The organism is Bradyrhizobium sp. P2_E8 (assembly GCF_056403875.1).
Genome location: NZ_JBFUES010001222.1, coordinates 1 through 1,943 on the forward strand (window position 1 = coordinate 1; position 1,943 = coordinate 1,943).

At 64.3% G+C, this 1,943-nt stretch carries 2 protein-coding genes; both read right to left on the bottom strand.

Going from position 1 to position 1,943, the window contains the following annotated elements; translation table 11 throughout:
• Positions 1-715: amidohydrolase family protein (locus tag AC1D00_RS38870; RefSeq protein ID WP_477014322.1), on the bottom strand; the 715-nt coding region annotated here is incomplete at its 3' end.
• A gap of 15 nt (positions 716-730) precedes the next feature.
• Positions 731-1,792 (bottom strand): amidohydrolase family protein, encoded by a 1,062-nt coding sequence (locus AC1D00_RS38875; RefSeq protein WP_477014323.1) that lies wholly within the window; start codon positions 1,790-1,792, stop codon positions 731-733.
• Between the last annotated feature and the right edge of the window lie 151 nt (positions 1,793-1,943).

Genomic DNA, 1,943 nt, shown 5'->3' on the forward strand with positions numbered 1-1,943 from the left:
CGGCAATGGTGTGCGCGTTGGACTGGTGCTCCTCGACATAATAGGACGGCCAGCCGCCGCCGGTCGGCGCGTGACCGCCATAGCCGCCGACATGGATGCCGAGCGGCAGATCCAGCGCCTGCGCGCGCTCGTAGATCGGCCAGTAGCGGCGGCGGCCGAGCGGCTCGTTGGCTCGCGGCGAAACGTTGATCTGGATGTATTCACCGATCTTGGCGCAGCGCTCGATCTCGGCAATCGCAAGATCGGTCCCGTCCTGCCCGACCAGGATCGAAGCCTTCAGGCGAGGATCGCGGTGCGTCCAGAACGCCAGCTGCCAGTCATTGATCGCACGCTGGATCGCCGCCCCGAATTCGAGGTTCTGCTGCGAGAAGATGAAGAGATCGAGCACCTGGAGTATGCCGAACTCGACGTCGAGCGGATCGAGATGCTGCTTGCGCATGAAATCAAGATCGGAGCCGGGCGGCCCGCCGGTCGGCGGCCAGGCATCACGCCGCGCGATCAGCGGCGAGGACCGCGGATAGGGCGTGGTGAACAGATAGGGCGTGCGCAGATGGCTGCCGTATTCCTTCAGATGCTGCTGCCAGCGTCTTGGCAGGAACTCGTTGAGATCGTCCGTCGAGCGCAGGCTCGGATGGACGTCACAATCGACGATACGCAGCCGCGTCGCGGCAGGCTTTTCGTCGTCACGCAACGGACGGTCGATGACCTCACTCATGCGATCCTCCAGAATCTAATTTAGAGACAACCGCGGAAACGTCTCCAGGGGATTGTCGACGCACATCTTCGCGATGATGCTCTTCGGCAGGTTCGGCGGGATCGGGTCGTCGCCGTCGAACTGCCAGTGCGGGTAGTCGGACGCGAACAGGAACATTTTTTCGGAGCCGATCTGGTCGATGATCTCCTCGACGCTTTTCGCATCGCTAGGTGCATCGAACGGCTGCATGGTGACACGGAAATTGTCGCGGATGATCGATGCAGGCTCGCGCTCGACCCAGGGCACCTCGACGCGCACGCCGCGCCAGGTCTTGTTGGCCCGCCACATGAAGGCCGGCAGCCAGCTCACGCCCGACTCCATCAGCACGACCTTGAGATCGGGATATTTGCCGAACACGCCCTCATAGATCAGGCTGAGGATCTGTGCCTGAAACGCCTGCGCCTCGACGAAGTAGTATTCATAACGATGCGACGGCCAGCCGGCGGAGCTCGGCGCCTGACGATATTGCGTACCGGCGTGGATCGCGAGCGGCAGCTTGTATTTCTCCGCGAGCTGATAGACCGGCCAGAAATGCCGCCGGCCCAGCAGCGTCTCGCCCTGCGCCAGCACCAGGATGGAGACGAAGCGGTTGTCGCCGGCGCGGCGCTCGATCTCCTCGATCGCCAGATCCGGCGCCTGCATCGGCACGACGATGGAGGCGCGCAGGCGCGAATCGCGCGCGAGCCATTCGGCGGCGATCCAATCGTTGATGGCCTTGCAGAAGTCGGCCGCCATGTAGGCGTCGAACACGGCCTGCGCACCATAGAGCACGTTGAGGATGGCGTGGCTCGCGCCCAACTGGTCGAACGCGCCCTTCTGCACCATGGCGAGATCGGAACCCGGCCTGGCGCCATTGGCCGGCCGCCAGTCGGCGCGGCCCGAAAGCGGCATGCCAGGCGGATAGGAGGTGAGGTCGAGCCCGTCGATCGCCCGGCTCACCACCTGCTCTTTCCAGTGATCGCTGAGATAGGGCAGCAGCGTCGTGCGCGTGCCACCAACCGCCGGGTGGATGTCGCAGTCGATCCGCGTCACCGCCATGGATGCTTCCTCGCCGAGATCTTGTGAGCAAGTCTTTATTGGCGGCGTTCTTGGTGCGCCGCCTGGGCAGAGTGCTCCGGCCGCCACCGCTTCGCAAGGGCGCGCGCCCGCGTGATCCGTCATGGCTCGGTTGCATTTCGCAGGCGCGATA

What these genes read in the sequence shown, in the direction of transcription:
- AC1D00_RS38875 (WP_477014323.1), bottom strand. Translation starts at nt 1,792, where the DNA reads ATGGCGGTGACGCGGATCGACTGCGACATCCACCCGGCGGTTGGTGGC.